The sequence below is a fragment of the Salibacterium qingdaonense genome (assembly GCF_900114715.1).
Classification (GTDB): domain Bacteria; phylum Bacillota; class Bacilli; order Bacillales; family Marinococcaceae; genus Salibacterium; species Salibacterium qingdaonense.
Map to the genome: position 1 here is coordinate 18434 of NZ_FOTY01000006.1, position 16994 is coordinate 35427.

Annotated in this window: 20 protein-coding genes; 1 reads left to right on the forward strand and 19 read right to left on the reverse strand. The window is 50.4% G+C overall.

The window, feature by feature from the left end; genetic code table 11:
• Positions 1–92 precede the first annotated feature (92 nt).
• A complete protein-coding gene (gene clpP, locus BM058_RS06840; RefSeq protein ID WP_090926286.1) occupies positions 93–671 on the forward strand; it encodes an ATP-dependent Clp endopeptidase proteolytic subunit ClpP in 579 nt (192 codons plus the stop codon).
• Positions 672–821: 150 nt separating this feature from the next.
• Here clpP and BM058_RS06845 read toward each other — a convergent pair whose 3' ends face one another.
• The 19 genes from BM058_RS06845 to hprK form a co-directional block, all read right to left on the reverse strand.
• Entirely contained in the window at positions 822–1079 is a 258-nt protein-coding gene (locus BM058_RS06845; protein WP_090926287.1) for an HPr family phosphocarrier protein, read from the reverse strand.
• Between the two features lie 24 nt (positions 1080–1103).
• The gene (gene whiA / locus BM058_RS06850) at positions 1104–2081 is read right to left on the reverse strand and encodes a DNA-binding protein WhiA (protein ID WP_090926288.1); all 978 of its coding nucleotides are present in this window, start codon (positions 2079–2081) and stop codon (positions 1104–1106) included.
• A gap of 50 nt (positions 2082–2131) precedes the next feature.
• Complete coding sequence (locus BM058_RS06855; RefSeq protein ID WP_090926289.1) at positions 2132–3076, reverse strand: gluconeogenesis factor YvcK family protein; 945 nt, start codon at positions 3074–3076, stop codon at positions 2132–2134.
• A 5-nt stretch (positions 3077–3081) separates the two neighbouring features.
• A complete protein-coding gene (rapZ, locus tag BM058_RS06860) occupies positions 3082–3963 on the reverse strand; it encodes an RNase adapter RapZ (protein ID WP_090926422.1) in 882 nt (293 codons plus the stop codon).
• Between the two features lie 30 nt (positions 3964–3993).
• Positions 3994–4458 carry an NUDIX hydrolase gene (locus BM058_RS06865; RefSeq protein WP_090926290.1) on the reverse strand — a complete coding sequence of 155 codons (465 nt, stop codon included), beginning with the start codon at positions 4456–4458 and terminating at the stop codon, positions 3994–3996.
• A 267-nt stretch (positions 4459–4725) separates the two neighbouring features.
• Positions 4726–5670 carry a thioredoxin-disulfide reductase gene (trxB, locus tag BM058_RS06870; RefSeq protein WP_090926291.1) on the reverse strand — a complete coding sequence of 315 codons (945 nt, stop codon included), beginning with the start codon at positions 5668–5670 and terminating at the stop codon, positions 4726–4728.
• 123 nt (positions 5671–5793) lie between these two features.
• Positions 5794–6843, reverse strand: a complete 1050-nt coding sequence (locus BM058_RS06875; RefSeq protein ID WP_090926292.1) for a tetratricopeptide repeat protein — start codon at positions 6841–6843, stop codon at positions 5794–5796.
• Positions 6844–7155: 312 nt separating this feature from the next.
• On the reverse strand, positions 7156–7785 hold the full coding sequence (gene hisIE, locus BM058_RS06880) for a bifunctional phosphoribosyl-AMP cyclohydrolase/phosphoribosyl-ATP diphosphatase HisIE (protein ID WP_090926293.1): 630 nt from the start codon (positions 7783–7785) through the stop codon (positions 7156–7158).
• The gene (gene hisF, locus BM058_RS06885) at positions 7782–8540 is read right to left on the reverse strand and encodes an imidazole glycerol phosphate synthase subunit HisF (protein WP_090926294.1); all 759 of its coding nucleotides are present in this window, start codon (positions 8538–8540) and stop codon (positions 7782–7784) included. Before hisF ends, hisIE begins: the two co-directional genes overlap by 4 nt.
• Positions 8537–9277 carry a 1-(5-phosphoribosyl)-5-[(5-phosphoribosylamino)methylideneamino]imidazole-4-carboxamide isomerase gene (gene hisA, locus BM058_RS06890; protein WP_090926295.1) on the reverse strand — a complete coding sequence of 247 codons (741 nt, stop codon included), beginning with the start codon at positions 9275–9277 and terminating at the stop codon, positions 8537–8539. The genes hisF and hisA overlap by 4 nt, the downstream gene beginning before the upstream one ends.
• Positions 9270–9914: an imidazole glycerol phosphate synthase subunit HisH gene (gene hisH, locus BM058_RS06895; RefSeq protein ID WP_090926296.1), complete on the reverse strand. Its 645-nt coding sequence runs from the start codon at positions 9912–9914 to the stop codon at positions 9270–9272. The genes hisA and hisH overlap by 8 nt, the downstream gene beginning before the upstream one ends.
• A 19-nt stretch (positions 9915–9933) precedes the next feature.
• Positions 9934–10524, reverse strand: a complete 591-nt coding sequence (hisB, locus tag BM058_RS06900; protein ID WP_090926297.1) for an imidazoleglycerol-phosphate dehydratase HisB — start codon at positions 10522–10524, stop codon at positions 9934–9936.
• Positions 10521–11798, reverse strand: coding sequence for a histidinol dehydrogenase (gene hisD, locus BM058_RS06905; RefSeq protein WP_090926298.1), 1278 nt, complete (start codon positions 11796–11798; stop codon positions 10521–10523). Before hisD ends, hisB begins: the two co-directional genes overlap by 4 nt.
• Positions 11795–12433: an ATP phosphoribosyltransferase gene (gene hisG, locus BM058_RS06910; protein ID WP_090926299.1), complete on the reverse strand. Its 639-nt coding sequence runs from the start codon at positions 12431–12433 to the stop codon at positions 11795–11797. The genes hisD and hisG overlap by 4 nt, the downstream gene beginning before the upstream one ends.
• Entirely contained in the window at positions 12433–13614 is a 1182-nt protein-coding gene (locus BM058_RS06915) for an ATP phosphoribosyltransferase regulatory subunit (protein WP_090926300.1), read from the reverse strand. The genes hisG and BM058_RS06915 overlap by 1 nt, the downstream gene beginning before the upstream one ends.
• 241 nt (positions 13615–13855) lie before the next feature.
• Entirely contained in the window at positions 13856–14341 is a 486-nt protein-coding gene (locus BM058_RS06920) for an acyltransferase (RefSeq protein ID WP_090926301.1), read from the reverse strand.
• Positions 14338–14985, reverse strand: a complete 648-nt coding sequence (gene ppaX / locus BM058_RS06925; protein WP_090926302.1) for a pyrophosphatase PpaX — start codon at positions 14983–14985, stop codon at positions 14338–14340. Before ppaX ends, BM058_RS06920 begins: the two co-directional genes overlap by 4 nt.
• Positions 14986–15009: 24 nt before the next feature.
• Positions 15010–15876, reverse strand: coding sequence for a prolipoprotein diacylglyceryl transferase (gene lgt, locus BM058_RS06930; protein WP_090926303.1), 867 nt, complete (start codon positions 15874–15876; stop codon positions 15010–15012).
• An 18-nt stretch (positions 15877–15894) separates the two neighbouring features.
• Positions 15895–16830 (reverse strand): HPr(Ser) kinase/phosphatase, encoded by a 936-nt coding sequence (gene hprK, locus BM058_RS06935; protein ID WP_090926304.1) that lies wholly within the window; start codon positions 16828–16830, stop codon positions 15895–15897.
• Between the last annotated feature and the right edge of the window lie 164 nt (positions 16831–16994).

The following is a 16994-nucleotide window of genomic DNA, read 5'->3' on the forward strand; positions in this document are numbered from 1 at the left end:
CCTTATCATTTGACCAATATTGACCATTGGGGTATGATGGAATCATCAGCTGAGCAAGGGCTGCACGCACTTAACGAAGGAGGATGTAATACATGAACTTGATTCCTACAGTAATTGAACAGACAAACCGCGGAGAACGCGCGTACGACATCTATTCAAGGCTGTTAAAAGACCGCATTATCATGCTGGGTTCCGGCATTGACGATAACATTGCCAACTCGGTGGTAGCTCAGCTTCTTTTCCTCGCCGCTGACGATCCGGATAAGGATATTTCCATTTACATTAACAGTCCGGGCGGTTCGATTACAGCAGGCATGGCTATCTATGATACGATGCAGCACATCAAACCGGAAGTTTCCACTATCTGCGTGGGTATGGCTGCATCCATGGGCTCCTTCCTGCTTGCTTCAGGTCAGGAAGGCAAACGCTATGCACTGCCCAACAGTGAAGTCATGATTCACCAGCCGCTTGGCGGCACGCAGGGTCAGGCAACGGACATTGATATTCATGCCCGCCGGATTCTTGAAATCCGCTCCAAACTGAATAATATTCTGTCCGAACGTACCGGCCAGCCAATTGAAGTCATTGAGCGCGATACCGACCGCGATAACTTCATGACAGCTGATGAGGCAAAGAACTACGGCCTTGTGGACGACGTTCTGTACAAATAATTGTCCCCCATGCGCTCCTGATTATCCCGGATAATCGGGAGCGTTTTCGTTCTCCGTCTATTCCTTTAAAAGGAAAGGCGGCCTTACAGCCGAACCACGTTTGATCCAGCACGAAAAAAACCGGCACCTTATAAAAGGATGCCGGTTTTTTTATTCCTCTTTTTCCACAAAGCGGGCCAGTTCTTCCACTGCTTCCTGTTCATCTTCTCCATCCACTGAGAACTTAATCGTTTCCCCGGTTCTGGCAGCCAGACTCATGATACCCATGATACTTTTGGCGTTCACTTTTTTATCTTCTTTTTCAATAAACACGTTGGATTGAAAGCGGTTTGCTTCCTGAACAAATAAAGCAGCGGGCCTGGCCTGCAAACCCGTCTTTAATTTTACTTCAGCTTTTTTTTCTATCAACCGGTATGTCCTCCCTTTCCTTATTTACTCTGCATGTACCCCGTTTTCCGGCATCACAATCTCTTCTCCGTTGCGTATCTTCTCAGCCAGCTGATCGATTTTGCGAAGCCTGTGATTAACACCGGACTTGCCTACAGGGCCGCTTGGCACCATCTCCCCAAGTTCTTTCAACGTAACATCCTGGTATTTCACCCGCATTTCTGCCATCTCCCGGACTTTCTCCGGAAGGTTTTCAAGACCAATGCGTCCTTCGACAAGCTGAATATTCTCCACCTGCCGCAGTGCCGCTCCGACCGTCTTGTTCAGGTTGGCTGTTTCACAGTTCACCAGACGGTTCACAGAATTACGCATATCTTTCATTATTCTGACATCCTCAAAATAAAGAAGGGCCTGGTGGGCACCAATCACATTTAGAAATTCCGTTATTCTTTCACTTTCTTTAATGTAAAGGATAAATCCTTTTTTTCGTTCCAGGCTTTTTGAAGAAAGATCAAATTCCTGAAGCAGTTCCCTGAGAGACCGGTTATGTTCTTCGTACAGCGAAAAAATTTCAAGATGGTACGAAGATGTCTCCGGATGATTAACCGAACCTCCTGCGAGAAAAGCACCCCTAAGGTATGCCCGTTTGCAGCAGGTGTCTCTCAGTACATCGCGGGATATCGTACGGATAAAGCGGTATCCGTCCTCCATAATGCTTAAATCCCGGAGCATGTGCCTCGCTTCCTCTACAATTCGTACGATATATACGTTGTTTTTTTTCAGCCGCATTTTTTTGCGCACCATTAATTCGATAATCGTATCGGGATACACTTTTTTAATAAGTTGATAAATACGACGGGCAATAGCCGCATTTTCCGTTGACACATCAAGGATCAGCTCCCCGCTGCTGAAGGAGATTGAACCGTTCATGCGCACTAGTGCGGCCAGTTCCGCCCTGGCACAGCAGTCCTCTTCTTCAAACCGGGTCAGTTCTTTCTTTGTCATAGCTGCAAAAGATGACATCTTATCATCTTCACCGCCTTTCCCTTTCCACCTGTCTAACCTGTTATTTATTACATTTGGGCAAGCAGCGACTGGGAGACTTTCACCGCATCATGACGGAACAAATCGTCGCGGTAATGCATAAAAGCATCCTGAACGACACGGCAGCCCAGACCCTTCACCCGTGCTTCATCAAAAACGACCGGATAAGCCGATTCTTCCTTGTAGTTGGCAAGTATTTCAGAAGGTATTTCAGTATTGTTTACAAGTACCGTTTCTATCAAACTACGGCCGGTATGTTCCTGAATCGCTTCGACGTGGTCGGCGACTGTAAAATAATCGGTCTCTCCGGCCTGGGTCATTCCGTTGCAGATGTATACTTTCCGGGCCCGTGCTTCTTCCACCGCTTCGGCGATACCGGGAACAAGAAGGTTCGGAATGACACTGGTATACAAACTCCCGGGACCAAACACTATCACATCCGCTTCCCGGATTGCTTCAAGGCTCTGCTCGAGCGGCTGGACGGTTTCGGGGGAGAGGTATACCCGGCGTATCCGTTTCCCGGAATGGGGGATGTTGGATTCCCCTGATATAATCGTGCCATCTGTCATTTCTGCATGTAGTTCAATGCTTTGATTGGAGGCCGGGAACACGTTCCCTTTCACATTCAGCACGGTACTTAATTCACTGATCCCTCTTGCAAAATCCCCTGTGATCGATGTCATACCAGCGAGTAGAAGATTTCCGAGCGAATGACCTGTCAGTCCGTTTCCATTTTCAAACCGGTGCTGAAACATCTGTTCAATCATAGGTTCCACTTCGGCCAGCGCCACTAATACATTTCGTACATCTCCCGGCGGCGGAATATCAAGTTCTTTACGCAGTCTTCCTGAGCTGCCGCCGTCATCAGCCACGGTCACAATCGCTGAAATGTTAACAGGAAATGTTTTCAGTCCCCTTAACAGAACGGACAACCCAGTCCCCCCGCCGATGACGACAATATTTGCTTTCTCCACGATAGCTATTCCTTCCCTTTCTCAATATCGCGGTGGGTTTTATGCACAGCATATCCCTCGGCGAAATAATCGGCTGTGTATTCGGCCAGCGTGACCGAGCGGTGTTTGCCTCCGGTACAGCCGATGGCAATAATCAGCTGGCTCTTTCCTTCCCGTTTGTATTGTGGAAGCATAAAACTTAACATATCAAGCAGTTTTTCGATAAACTCTTTCGTCTCCGTCCATTTTAACACATAGGATGATACTTCTTCTTCCAATCCGGTTTTTGGTTTGAGGTGGTCAATATAATGAGGATTGGGCAGAAAACGCACATCAAACACGAGATCCGCATCAATTGGCAGGCCGTATTTGTAACCAAACGACAGGACGTTAACCGAGAATGCATCCTTTTCCGGCGCGGAAAAAGTCTGTATAATCCTTTCCCGCAGCTGCTTTGGATGCAGTCCGGTCGTGTCAATAATCTGACGGGCCCGCCCTTTTAGGTCTTCCAGAATCTCCCGTTCCTGATGAATCCCTTCAAGCGGTGTTTCCGAGGCCGCAAGCGGATGAGAACGCCGCGTCTCTTTAAAACGCTGCACGAGTACTTCATCTTTGGCATCCAGAAATAGAATGTGTGTGCTTAAGTGAGCTTTCAGACGCAGGTTATCCACCGCTTCAAACAAGTGGTCAAAAAATTCCCTGCCCCTGAGATCAATAACCAGCGCCACTTTATTCATCTGCCCGCCTGAATTTTCAATCAGTTCCACAAATGTTGGAATCAGTGCCGGCGGCAGGTTATCCACGCAGTAGTAGCCCATGTCTTCAAAACTTTGGACAGCAACGGTTTTGCCCGCTCCGGACATGCCGGTAATAATGACGACATGAATATCCTCCTGCGGTTGTTCCATTTGTATATCTTTCCCCCTGTTTTCTGCCAATTACAGCTCCTCCTTATCAAAATGGGAATGCAGGAGATTGAAATCCCGGTCATAGTGGAACGTGCCGTAAAGAACTCCTGTATCTTCCAGTACGTGACGGAAAATCGTCCGGTCTCCCTCTGCCATCGGAAGGCCGGCCGTTCTTTCCACGGGAACATGCTCCAGTTTTCCTTCCGGCGATTCTTCCAGTATTGTGCCGCGGCTTGACCGGGCTTCAAAACTGAACATCATCCACTCCGAGAACAGATCCTCATCACCCATCACCAAAAAGGTAAATACTCCCCGAAGCAGTGGGTCAAGCAGGGTTAAGCCGGTTTCTTCCCGGTATTCCCGCAGAACAGCCTCCCTTACAGATTCTCCGCTTTCCATTTTTCCACCCGGTGGAACCCACCAGTTCCGGCTCGGTTTCTGCAGTAAGAGGACATCTTTTGTATTATGAAGAAAACAATTTGTTATCCGCTGCATCGTTTACCCTCCGCTCTATCTCTATTCAGTATACTATGCCGGAAGGCACCTGCTCAATTTTTCAATAAAGACGAACGCACAGAAGCAGGCTGTACACACTGAGAAAGTCCCTTTCTTTTCTGTCAAAAAAAAGAGCACAGGCCTCTGCCTGTGCTGCTCCACATAATATTTAAAGGGGGTCAATTACTGTGTTCATATTACCACATTCACTGTTTCACAGGGGTTACAGTTACGTTAAAATCCCTTTAACTTTTGTAAAGAGGCCATTCAGGCATTGACCGTACTCTTCAGTTCCTCCACGTATTCCTGCGCGGTCTGTGCTGCGATGGATCCATCTCCGGTCGCTGTCACAATCTGGCGGAGTGATTTTTCGCGGAGATCTCCAACCGCATACACTCCCGGAATTTTTGTTTCCATTTCTTCATTCGTTTCAATATAGCCTTCTTCGTTCGTGATACCTAATCCTTTGACAGCATCATTTAACGGAATCATGCCGATATAGATGAAGGCGCCGTTCGTTTCGAATTCATAATCTTCGCCGGAATTCAGATCGGTGAGCGTCACACTTCCGACTTTACCGTCTTTGTCGTTGATCTCTTTCACAACATGACTCCATTTAAAGTCAATTTTGTCGTTCACAAACGCCCGCTGCTGCAGGATTTTCTGTGCTCTCAGTTCATCCCGGCGGTGGATTACCGTTACTTTGGAAGCAAAACGGGTCAGATACACCGCTTCTTCCACAGCGGAATCCCCGCCTCCGACGACTACAATTTCCTTGTCACGGAAGAAAGCCCCGTCACATACCGCGCAGTAGGATACACCGCGGCCGCCCAGTTCATTTTCACCATCTACGCCGAGTTCTTTGTAGACAGCACCGGTTGCCACAATAACCGAGCGGGCTTTATATTCTTTTTTGCCGGCACGGACAATTTTATATTCCTTGCCATCTTCAATTTCTTTCACGTCGCCGTAGGCATATTCAGCTCCGAATTTTTTGGCGTGGCTGAACATTTTATTTGAAAGGTCCGGTCCGAGAATGTGTTCAAACCCGGGAAAGTTCTCCACATCTTCGGTATTGGCCATCTGTCCTCCGGGAATACCCCGTTCGAGCATCAATGTCGACATTTCCGCTCTGGATGTGTAAACAGCTGCCGTCATACCAGCCGGACCGGCGCCGGCGATAATAACATCATAAATTTTTTCTTCTGTCATGATGATTCACTCCTCTTCCTCCTCCATAATATCCCCTTAGGCATTCGCACACATGCATTTGTGTCTGCTTTACGGCTATCTTAAGCAAATTCTGAGCTTACGTCCAGAAATGTGCCTGATGATTTACAGCAGGGGGCCGGACCATAATTCGTGCATCACATCACTGGAGAATAACAGATGATGCTCCATTTTATCCAGTAGAACATCTGCTCCTGTGCAGCCTTTGGCGCGGGCGGTGTTCCATTGTTTTTCCGCTTCCCGCACGTAACCGGCCTGATAGGCGGCAGCCCCGTAGTAAAGGAAAAACTCCGCTTTTTCAGGAGCAAACCGGTGACGGTACCTTCGGAAAAAGAATACGGCATCCTCCCCTTCTTCCAGCAGTGTAAGTGCCGCTGCTGTCCGGTATAAATGGTCGCGGTCAAGCGGGACAATTTGTTTCAGCATCCCGGCCATTCCGGAAGCTTCCATATCCCTTCCTGCTTCTTTATACAAAAGCGCAAGCTGGCATGCTGCCGGAACATAGTAATGCTCATGCCAAACCTCTTTTGCATACACCAAGGCTTCTTCCACATGACCCTTCAAGTACAGAACACGGACCAGCCGGCTCTGGGCCGCCGGATAGTACGGGTAGGCGGCAATGAGATCTTCCAAAGTATTTTCGGCTTCAAACAGCCGGTTCTCTTCTATCATACGAAGCGCTCGTTCATACGTTATAATCAGTTCATCATCAGCTTCGGAATCCTCTGAAAGAGAACCTTCCTCTTCATTTTCGGTTTCCAGCATTTCCAGAAGATACTTTGCGTCTTCGGCAAAATCTCCCTCCGGTGCCAGAACAAGATATTGTGCTGCTGTCTCCCCTGCTTTATCAAACAAGCCTTGATAGGCATAGTTATTGGCCATAAAGAAATAGCATTCATACAGCGTTTCATCGACATGTTCAAGTACATGCGACAAAAGATCATTAGAGGCTGTATATTCACCCATATCAGAATAGATGGCTGCCAGCTGACACTGAAAGACGCCCTGTTCCGGATTCAATTCCACAGCGCGTCGAACATATTTAACGGCGCGCTTCAGCTCTTGTTTCTGATAAGCATGAACGCCCCGCTTGAAAAAATAATCACTATGATGAATAAATGGGATGACCTGTCCCTGAGATTGTTCTGTTTTCATTAGTATCCCCTCCAACGGGAAAAAACCATACGCGTTAGACTCAGTATATCATCAACGAAAACGTAAGAAAAGCGAGCTGAATAGAAGATGTCTGCTTGAGCAGCATTTTCTTCTGCCTTTCTGTTATGCGGAAATAAGAGAGTGTACCAGCCGAATAGGCATGATTCCATGCCAGAGCGGCAGAATCCGGATTTCGGGGGAGGTCTTGCGGCAATTTTCCTCACTCCGGGCTGCGCCTGCAGCACGAGGCATCCAACAGAAAAAGACGGAGCGGGATCATTCTCCCGGAACTCCGTCTTTACTCATAATCTGTTATTTCCCGTGCCGTTCGTTCAGTACCTCGAGCACATCTTGAAATGGAAGACGCTGTTCCCGAAGCAGGACAAACAAATGATACAAAAGATCGGCACTTTCCATGCTAAGCTCTTTTGGATCTCTGTTTTTAGCGGCGATGAGCACTTCGCTCGATTCTTCTCCGATTTTTTTCAGTATTTTGTCCACGCCTTCGGTAAACAAATACGTCGTATAGGCACCTTCCGGCATTTCAGCAGAGCGCTTGGCAATCGTCTGTTCGAGCGTATTCAAAATCTCAAACCGCCCGCCGGACGCAGGCGCCGTCTCTTCGTGCAGAAGGGATTCGGTGAAACAGCTGTATGTACCTGTATGACAGGCCGGGCCGTTTGGAATGACTTCGACAACAAGAGCGTCCTGGTCGCAGTCGTACCGGATATCAGTCACCTGCTGGGTATGACCGGAACGTTCTCCTTTATGCCAGAGCCGGTCTTTGGAGCGGCTGTAAAACCATGTTTCCTTCGTTTCTATTGTCGTTTGAAGCGATTCTTTATTCATGTAGGCCAGTGTCAGCACTTCCCGGCTTGCCGCATCCTGAACAACAGCGGGGATCAGTCCGTTTTCATCATATTGAAGATCGTCTATATTCATCGCACCCGCACTCCTTCCTCGCGTAAATGCTTTTTCACTTCTTCGACGGATGTTTCTTTGTAATGAAAGATGGAAGCCGCCAGGGCTGCGTCGGCATTGGTTTCGGAGAACACCTCGCTGAAATGTTCTTTCGCCCCGGCACCGCCCGAGGCAATAACCGGAACGGACACGGCGTTATTTACCGTTTCAGTGAGGGACAGGTCAAATCCGTCTTTGGCTCCGTCCTGGTCCATGCTCGTGAGCAGAATTTCACCGGAGCCACGCTCCACTACTTCCTTGGCCCAATCTGTCACTTCCCATTCTGTCGGCGTTCGTCCGCCGTGGGTATATATCCTCCAGGAATGAAGTTCTTCATCAAACTTGGCATCAATGGCCGTCACCATGCACTGGGAACCAAAATAGTCCGCCCCTTCACTGATCAGTTCCGGCCGTTTCACCGCAGCTGTATTCAGCGATACTTTGTCTGCGCCGGCCCGCAGAATCGTGCGCATGTCATCGAGTGTGTTAATGCCGCCTCCAACTGTAAAAGGGATAGCAAGCGTCCCCGCCACTTCGCGAACAACATCCACCATCGTTTTGCGTCCTTCGTGAGACGCGGATATGTCGAGAAAAACGAGTTCATCTGCGCCCTGCCCGTCATAAAAGGAGGACAGTTCCACCGGATCTCCGGCGTCACGCAGACCGACAAACTGCACCCCTTTCACAACACGACCTTCCTTCACATCCAGACACGGGATTATCCGTTTTGTGATCACGGCCTGTTCACCTCCTGCAATGCTTCTTCCAGGTCCAGCTGTCCGGTATATACGGCTTTTCCGGTAATGGCTCCTGCAATGCCGTCTCCGCTGCGCGCAGCCAGTTCTCTTACATCTTCCAGCCGGCTCACTCCGCCGGAAGCGATGACCTCGGCTCCGGTTTCCCGGGCGAGCTCCGCCGTTGCTTTGACATTCGGTCCTTCCATCATGCCGTCCTTTGAAATGTCGGTAAAAATAAACGTCTCTGCTCCGTATTCCACCATTTTTCTGCCGAGAGCCACCGCTGTTACATCCGACGTTTCAAGCCAGCCGTTCACCGCGATACGACCGTCCCGTGCATCGAGTCCGATGGCAATCCTGCTGCCGCCGTACCGGGAAAGCATGTCTTTGGCAAAATCCGGATGATGAAGCGCTACACTGCCGAGAATGACACGGCCCACCCCGCGTTCGAGATAATAGGCCACGTCCTCTTCGCTTCGGATTCCGCCGCCTGCCTGTATGTTCACATTCAGAGACCGGGCAGCTTCCACGATATGGGCATGGTTTATCCGCTGTTTCTCTCTGGCACCGTCCAGGTCGACCATGTGAATCCAGGAAGCCCCGGCTTTCTGAAAATGTTCTGCCATAGCTGCCGGGGAATCTCCGTAGACCGTCTCTTTTTCATAATCTCCCTGAAGGAGACGAACGCATCTGCCGCCGCGGATATCAATGGCCGGATAAAGATCGAATTTACTCATAGGTGTTTCCCCCTTCCGCCACGATGCGGCCGAAGTTTTCGAGAATCTTCATGCCGATGGTGCTGCTTTTTTCCGGATGAAACTGTGTGCCGAGAACACGCCCGCGTCCGACGACTGCCGGAACGTTCTCATAATAATCGCTGTCAGCGACCAGCACATCCTCGTCTTCGGTTTGAATCACGTACGAGTGGACAAAATACACATGACCTTCTTCCACGTCTTTTAAAAGATCATGCTGCGGCTGCTTAAAGGTGAGCTTATTCCAACCCATATGCGGTACTTTATACGCCGTACCGTCTTCTGTTATGCCGGGGAAGTGTTTTGCATAACCGGGCAGAAAACCAAGACCCTGCGTATGTTTGTTTTCTTCACTTCCGTCAAACAGGAGCTGCATACCAAGGCATATCCCAAGCAGGGGCCGGCCGTCCGCCGCCCATTTTTTGATGAAATCTTCCTGACCTTTTTCTTTCAGCAGATTCATCGCATCGTGAAACGAACCGACTCCCGGGAGAATCAGACCATCAGCTTTGGCAAGCTCGTCCGTGTCTTCCGACAGAAAATACGGTAAACCCAGACGCTCCAGTGCCTTGCTGACACTATGAAGATTTCCCATTCCGTAATCAATAATCCCGATCATGTCCTTCCCACATCCTTCCTTACAACATTCCTTTTGTCGAGGGCACTCCCTGCACCCGGTCATCCATCTGAACCGCTTCATCCAGCGCCCGTCCAAGCGCCTTAAATACGGCTTCTACGATATGGTGGGTGTTGTGTCCGTAATGGACGATGACATGCAGATTGATTCTTGCTTCCAGTGCGAATTTCCAGAGAAATTCATGTACCAGTTCCGTATCAAATGTGCCAATGGATGCAGCCGGAAGCTCTGCCCGGTATTCCAGATGAGGACGGTTGCTGAGGTCAACGACCACCTGCGCGAGCGCATCATCCATCGGAACCATCGCCTGACCGTATCGGTGAATGCCCTTTTTATCTCCAAGCGCTTCCTGAAAGACATGGCCGAGACAAATACCGATATCTTCTGTCGTATGATGATCATCAACGTCTGTGTCGCCGTCTGCGTCAATCGTAACGTCAAAATGGCCGTGTTTTGTGAATAAGTCAAGCATGTGGGTCAAAAAAGGGACGCCGGTCGAGATGGATCCGTTTCCTTCCCCGTCCAGATTCATATCCAGCCGGATATTCGTTTCCTTCGTTTTTCTTTCGATTGAGCTGCTGCGATTTGTCACGGGCTTCCTCCTTTCGTGCGCTTCTCCACAGCGCGTGCATGACCTTCCAGCCCTTCCAGGCGGGCGATTTCAGCTATATCGCCGGCATGTTCTTCAAGCGCTGTGCGGCTGTAGGAAATAATACTTGATTTTTTCGTGAAATCATCCACACTGAGCGGACTCGAAAAACGGGCGGTGCCGTTTGTCGGAAGAACATGGTTCGGTCCCGCCATATAATCGCCGACAGGTTCCGAGCTGTAGGGACCGAGAAAGATGGCGCCCGCGTGCCGGATCTTTCCGAGCAGAGCGTGCGGGTCATCCACAAGCAGCTCCAGATGCTCTCCGGCAAGCTGATTCACAGCCTCAACAGCCTGCTCCATCGAATCCGCAAGGTAAATAGCTCCGTGATTGTCAAGCGACGAACCAGCGATGTCCTGTTTCGGCAGGGTTTCAAGCTGTTTATCGACTTCGCACTTCGTCCGCTCCGCTACGCTGCGGGAGGTGGTGACAAGCACAGCCGAAGACATTTCATCATGTTCAGCCTGGGAAATCAGATCCGCCGCTGCCAACTCCGGGGAAGCCGTGTCATCAGCAAGTACGACGATTTCACTGGGGCCTGCAATCATATCAATGTCCACCTGCCCGAATACCGCCCGTTTTGCAAGAGCGACAAAAATATTACCGGGGCCGGTGATTTTATCGACCCGCGGAACGGTTTCGGTACCGTAGGCAAGAGCTGCCACCGCCTGGGCACCGCCTGCTTTCAGAATCCGGGTGACACCCAGTTCTGCGGCCGTCACAAGGACACCGGGAGCCAAGTTCCCGTCTGCATCCGGCGGAGAGGTCATAATAATATCTTCGACACCGGCGGTTTGCGCCGGGATGACGTTCATCATAATCGTCGACGGATAAGCAGCCTTGCCCCCCGGCACGTAAACGCCGGCACGATCGAGCGGCGTGATTTTCTGTCCGAGCATCGTTCCATTTTCTTCGGTCGTGATCCAGGACTGTTTCACTTGTTTCTCATGGAAAGAGCGGATGTTCGCAATAGCCCGGCGCAGTGCTTTCAGGGATTTTTCGGAGAAATCCCTGTATGCGCCCTCCATTTCTTCAGACGTGACAAAAAAGGAGTCGAGACGGACGCCGTCGTATAATTCCGTCCATTCACGGAGCCCGTCATCGCCTTTCTCCCGGATTTTTGCCACAATGGCTTCCACCGTTTCTCTTTCTTTTTCTGTACTCTGTTCCAGGTTTCGTTCCAGGCTCACTTCAGGTCCAAGTTCCACAATGTTCATCGCACGTCCTCCTCTACCACTTCCGCGAGCCGCACCGCTATATCATCAATCCGACTATCTTTCATGCGGTAGCTGACCGGGTTCACAATCAGCCGCGACGTGATGGATACAATCGTCTCCAGTTCCACAAGTCCGTTTTCTTTCAGCGTCTGACCACTCGAGACGATATCGACAATACGGTCGGCGAGACCGACAAGCGGAGCGAGTTCAATGGAACCATTCAACTTGATAATTTCCACCTGTTCGCCCTGCTCCTTAAAATACCGGGAAGCGAGATTTGGGTATTTGGATGCCACTTTCGGGTTGATATCTGTTTTTTCATACTCGGGGAGCCCTGCCACAGCCATGTAACACGGGCTGATTCCAAGGTCGAGCACTTCATGCACATCGCGCTCTTCTTCTATCATCGTATCCTTGCCGGCTACACCGATATCAGCCACTCCGTGTTCCACATACGTCGGTACATCCATTGGTTTGGCAAGGATGAACCGCATATCTGCGTCCGGGGCGTCGACAATCAATTTTCTCGAATCATCAAATTCCGGAGGCAGGGAAAAACCGGCCCGGCGGAGAAGTTCGACCGCTTCTTCAAAAATCCGCCCTTTTGGCATCGCTATTTTTAATGGCTCTGTCATCAGCCCTCGTCCTCCTTCTTCGTTCCGTTCAAATCAATCCATTCGCTGAAGAGACTGCGCAGCTGTTCCACATTTTCCACGCCGTCCTCATCCTGAAGAACCACCCGCTTTCCTAGATTCCGCTGCCGGCGCGCTTCTTCCACCGCTTCGCTTCTTCGTTCACGGCTGAATAAAATGCACGTCTGAGCGGGCTTTTCTCCTGTGTAACCGAGCGCTTCCACAAGAAGGTCGAGACGGATGCCGAATCCGGTGGCGCGGCCCGGGCGTTCGAATTTTTCAAGGAGCTCATCGTACCGGCCGCCGCCTGCCAGCGGAAACCCGAGGCGGCTTCCGTATCCTTCAAAGACAACGCCGGTGTAATAACTCATATGAAGGACAAGGTTGAAATCAAAAGTGACGTGCTGTTCCACTCCGTAGCATTCCAGTACATCACGGATCTGACGGAGGTTCTCCAGCGCTTCTGCGGCTTTGCCGTTATGAACGAGCGCGTCCGCTTCCTCCAGTTTTTCCGCCCCGCCCCGCAGCTGGAGCAGCCCCAGCAGACGGTTTTCGTCCTCTTTGGGAAGCTCGAGCGATTTCACATGCTGCCGGAATCCGACGTGATTTTTTTCATATAAAAAGCGGCGCAGGTTGTCCACCTCGTCAGTGCTTGCGAGCACATCAAACAATAGAGCATTGACGTAACCGATATGACCGACCGCCACCTGGAAATCTTCGAGTCCCGCTTCTTTCAGGGCAGCTGCCATCAACGCGATGACTTCTCCGTCTGCACTGGCCGTACTGTCGCCTACCAGTTCCACGCCCATCTGTTCAAATTCAGCCGGCCGTCCGCCTTCGCGCTGCTGGGCCCGGAATACATTGGTGTGGTACGACAGACGTATCGGAAAAGACTGCTCCTTCAGGCTTGATGCCGCAACTCTTGCGATCGGTGCTGTCATGTCAGGACGCAGAACCAGGGTGTGTCCCTGCTGGTCCAGCAGTTTGAAGAGCTGCTGATCAAGAATGGCAGAAGCACGGCCTACCGTATCGTAATACTCCAGAGCAGGTGTTTCGATGGGAAGATACCCCCAGCTTCCAATTTCAGATTCCAGACGGTCCGCCACTCCGCGTTTTGTCTGGTAATAAGCCGGCAGTGTATCCCGCATGCCTAGTGGTTTCTCAAACATAAATGGCTGAGTCAAAACGGGAACTCCTTTCATATCGCGGTATTTTGTTCACTGCATCTATGTATGCAAGGGAATACCAGATTCCCTTTCTTCCTTTTTAATAAAGAAAAAAACATGACGCTTTAGTCTGCTAATGCAATAGAGAGATAAAGTGTATATCATGTAGTTTACACCCCTTCGCAAGCCGCGTCAATCGGGAAATTAACCGTTGAAAAAAGCCCTTTTCCCAGGGCAGGCGCCTGCACTGGGAAAAGGGCTATCTGGAGCTTTGAAGGAGCTGAAGTGGATTCCCTCCGACAACGGTCCCTGCCTCCACATCTTTATGGACGACCGAACCTGCCGCTACGACAGCATGGTCGCCGATCCGCACCCCGGGCAGAATGGTTGAATTTGCTCCAATCATGACATGACTGCCGATTTCAACAGCACCAAGCCGGTATTCCGTAATCAGGTATTCATGCGCGAGAATCGTTGTGTTGTATCCTATCACGCTGTTTTCCCCTATCGATATCTTTTCAGGATACATCACATCCGGCATCATCATTAATGCAAACGCCGTTTTGTCGCCTACCCGCATGCGCAAAAAGGTTCGGTACATCCAGTTTTTAAGCGGTAGAAAGGGAGTCAGGCGGGCGGTCTGAATGACGATGAAATTTTTGACGACTTTCCAGAAAGATACCGTTTTGTACATCTGCCAAAGAGAGTTCGAGGACTCGACCGGATACCGCTCCGTACGCCTCATACCTGCTTCACGCCAAGATACGAAAGAATGCCGGGCATCGTCTGCAGCATAATATCCGGTTCATAAGACTGCAGGTGTTCTTCTCCTTTGATGGTCCAGGCCACACCGGCCGTCCTCACTCCGGCATTTTTTCCGGCAAGAATGTCATACTTGCTGTCTCCGACCATCATCGTTTTACCGGGCTTCGATCCAAACGCGGCCATCGCCCGCTCGAGCGGCTCAGGATCAGGTTTTGCCCGCTCCACATCAGCGAGCGTAATAACGGTTGGAAAATACGGAGCCAAACCGGATGCCTCAAGACCCATCAAGGCCGTTTCCTTTCGCTTTGTGGTCACCACAGCTAGATGAAAACCCTGCTCGTGCAGTCTCTGAATCGTTTCTGTGACTCCCTCGTACTCCTCAAGCATCGCATCATGATGATCGAGCGTGAACTGCTGATACATCCGGATCATCTCTTCCGCCCGGTCAGGGTCGATGGAGCGGAAATTCTCGGGAAGAGGAGTACCGATAAAACCGATAATATCCTCCCGCGAATACCGGCCGGGATAATAAGAGTCCAGTACGTGTTCAAACGAAGATATAATGAGCGGATTGGTGTTTACAAGTGTTCCATCAAAATCAAACAGAATCGTATCAATCTCCATAAGATGCCTCCTCACGGTCCGTGTTTACTTTTTTCTGCTGGATGAAGACTTCTTTTTCGGTTTGGGGACTCCGCTTCCATCCTCATCCAGATAACGGGCGGAGGCAAGGCCGGTTTTTCTGCGGTATGCCCACACAAGGGCTGAACCAATAATAAGAATAACGGAAATGACCTGAGCAGCCTGCAGTGTATCACCGATCATCAGGCTGTCTGTCCGCATCGCCTCGATGAAAAAACGACCGGCTGAATACCAGATGATATAGCTCAGGAACAGTTCGCCCCGTTTCAGGTTGACGCGTCGGAGCAGAAGCAGAAGAACAAGCCCGAGCAGATTCCAGACGGATTCATACAGAAAGGTCGGGTGGTAATAGGTGCCGTCAATGAACATCTGCTCGATGATAAAGTTCGGAAGCTGCAGGTTTTCCAGAAAGCTCCTCGTGACCGGACCTCCATGTGCCTCCTGGTTAATGAAGTTACCCCAGCGTCCTACAGCCTGTCCAAGAATGATACTCGGAGCGGCAATGTCTGCCATTTTCCAAAACGACACTCCGCGCTTTCTTGTGAATACGACGGCTGTGAGTACAGCTCCAATCAATCCGCCGTGAATGGCAAGACCGCCTTCCCATACAGCCAGTATCTCCCCGGGGTTTTCTGCGTAGTATCCCCAGCGGAAAATCACGTAATAAAGACGGGCACATAAAATCGAAACCGGAATAGCAAAAATAAGAAGATCTGCAAAAATATCCTTAGGAAGGCCGCGTTTTTTCGATTCCCGGTTAGCAAGCAAAAACCCGAAAAGGGCGCCGAGCCCGATAAGAATCCCGTACCAGTAGACCGGCCACGATCCGATTTCAAACGCGACACGGTCAATCGGTGGTGCTGTGTATATCATCTGTCTTCTCTCCTATCCTTAAAAATCCTCCCGGTTTCCTTCTTCAATGACATCGGTCAGGCGGTCGGAAAACTGCTTCGCCGTGTTGATTCCCATCCGCTTGAGACGGAAATTCATCGCCGCCACTTCGACGATAACAGCAAGGTTCCGCCCGGGCCGGACGGGAATCGTATACTTCGGTATTTCGGTATCGATAACCTGAAGGGTTGCTTCTTCCAGGCCGAGACGGTCATATGCTTTGTTTTCATCCCAAAGTTCAAGATGAATCGTCAGCCCGATACGCTTAAATGGACGTACGGCTCCCGCACCGAATAATGTCATCACATCAATGATACCAAGTCCCCGGATTTCAAGCAGGTGCCGTATCAGTTCCGGCGCACTGCCGACGAGCGTATCTCCGTGCTGCTGGAAAATCTCAACGGAGTCATCAGCAACAAGACGGTGGCCGCGGCGCACGAGGTCCAGAGCCGTTTCACTTTTACCGACGCCGCTCGCTCCGGTTAACAGCACACCAATGCCGTAGATATCAACGAGAACCCCGTGGACAGCAGTGGACTTGGCCAGCCGTGCCTCAAGAAAATTGGTAAGCTGACTGCTGAGCCGTGTGGTCGTAACGTCTGAACGCATGACCGGAACACCCACATTTTCTGCGCTCTCCAGGAGTTCAGGCGGAGCAATCAACCCACGCGAAATAATAATCCCGGGTGTGTCATATGTACAAAGGTTCGTCATCCGTTCTTTTTTTTCTTCTTCATTCAGCTGCTGAAAAAAAGAAAGCTCGGTGCGTCCAAGGAGCTGCAGCCGCTTGGCGGGATAATACGTGAAAAACCCGGCCATTTCGATTCCGGGCCGCGAAATGTCACTTGTTGTAATAGCCCGGTATACTCCGTCGTTTCCGGCGAGCACCTCCATGTTGAATTGTTTTACTAAATCATTGGCGCTTACTTTAGGCATACATACCCCTCTACCTGTTCCATCACAGAGGACAGTGCCCCGGCTGGAATCATCAGAATTTTTCTAGTTATGCTTCTATTATTGTAGCACGATTTCACCGTCTATTGGAAATCAGGTTTGGGAAAGGTTATGTACCAGATGAGCATCGGCGGGCGCTGATAGGA

Coding starts and splice junctions, on each gene's coding strand:
- ppaX (WP_090926302.1), bottom strand. CDS start 14,985: ATGGAGATTGATACGATTCTGTTTGATTTTGATGGAACACTTGTAAAC.
- trxB (WP_090926291.1), bottom strand. CDS start 5,670: ATGACAGAAGAAAAAATTTATGATGTTATTATCGCCGGCGCCGGTCCG.
- whiA (WP_090926288.1), bottom strand. CDS start 2,081: ATGTCATCTTTTGCAGCTATGACAAAGAAAGAACTGACCCGGTTTGAA.
- hisD (WP_090926298.1), bottom strand. CDS start 11,798: ATGAACATTGTGGAACTTGGACCTGAAGTGAGCCTGGAACGAAACCTG.
- hisG (WP_090926299.1), bottom strand. CDS start 12,433: ATGACAGAGCCATTAAAAATAGCGATGCCAAAAGGGCGGATTTTTGAA.
- clpP (WP_090926286.1), top strand. CDS start 93: ATGAACTTGATTCCTACAGTAATTGAACAGACAAACCGCGGAGAACGC.
- BM058_RS06875 (WP_090926292.1), bottom strand. CDS start 6,843: ATGAAAACAGAACAATCTCAGGGACAGGTCATCCCATTTATTCATCAT.
- lgt (WP_090926303.1), bottom strand. CDS start 15,876: ATGATATACACAGCACCACCGATTGACCGTGTCGCGTTTGAAATCGGA.
- rapZ (WP_090926422.1), bottom strand. CDS start 3,963: ATGGAACAACCGCAGGAGGATATTCATGTCGTCATTATTACCGGCATG.
- hprK (WP_090926304.1), bottom strand. CDS start 16,830: ATGCCTAAAGTAAGCGCCAATGATTTAGTAAAACAATTCAACATGGAG.
- BM058_RS06920 (WP_090926301.1), bottom strand. CDS start 14,341: ATGAGGCGTACGGAGCGGTATCCGGTCGAGTCCTCGAACTCTCTTTGG.
- hisH (WP_090926296.1), bottom strand. CDS start 9,914: ATGATCGGGATTATTGATTACGGAATGGGAAATCTTCATAGTGTCAGC.
- BM058_RS06865 (WP_090926290.1), bottom strand. CDS start 4,458: ATGCAGCGGATAACAAATTGTTTTCTTCATAATACAAAAGATGTCCTC.
- hisA (WP_090926295.1), bottom strand. CDS start 9,277: ATGAGTAAATTCGATCTTTATCCGGCCATTGATATCCGCGGCGGCAGA.
- hisIE (WP_090926293.1), bottom strand. CDS start 7,785: ATGAATATAGACGATCTTCAATATGATGAAAACGGACTGATCCCCGCT.